Source organism: Cellulomonas carbonis (assembly GCF_014636275.1).
Lineage (GTDB): Bacteria > Actinomycetota > Actinomycetes > Actinomycetales > Cellulomonadaceae > Actinotalea > Actinotalea carbonis.
Window position 1 is genome coordinate 1 of record NZ_BMEB01000049.1, and the last position, 552, is coordinate 552.

General features: G+C 63.8%; 1 protein-coding gene and 1 pseudogene. Both read left to right on the plus strand.

Annotation, left to right across the window (positions count from 1 at the left end; translation table 11 throughout):
* Window positions 1–207 (plus strand): annotated as a pseudogene (locus IEV86_RS18065) (histidine kinase); the annotation flags it as partial.
* Window positions 197–552 (plus strand): response regulator (locus IEV86_RS17640; protein WP_229734736.1); only part of this gene is annotated, 356 nt, incomplete at its 3' end. The pseudogene IEV86_RS18065 and the gene IEV86_RS17640, both read left to right, overlap by 11 nt.

Sequence of the window (552 nt, forward strand, 5' to 3'; positions counted from 1 at the left end):
GGATTCGGGCTCGTCTTGGTTCGGCAGGCGGTGAGCCGCCTCGGCGGACATATCGATGTCGATTCCGATGGCGGTGCGATCTTCACGGTGACGCTTCCACTGGGGGACATCGACGCGGCCGGCGATTACGATTCTTCGGAGAGCCACACCACGGATGGTGAGGATTCGAGTCAGGATCGGGCGGAAGGAGACTCACGTGAGCGATGATGCCGCGCTGCGGGTGCTCATCGTCGAAGACGATCCGATGACGGCACAGGCGCACGCGGACTTCGTGGACCGCGTGCCGGGATTTGAGGTGGCCGGAACCTTCCTGGGCGGACATGAGGCGATCGAACGCTTCGACGAACTCGCTGCTGCAGGCAGCCCCGTCGATATCGTTCTGCTCGATATGAACCTCACGGATTCGCACGGCCTCGAGGTCGCCGGGCGGCTGAACTCCCGCGGTCAGGACGTCGACATCATCGCGATCACCGCGGTGCGGCACCTGCAGGTCATCCGTTCGGCGATCTCGTCGGGCATCACCCAGTACGTCATCAAGCCGTTCACCCCGGA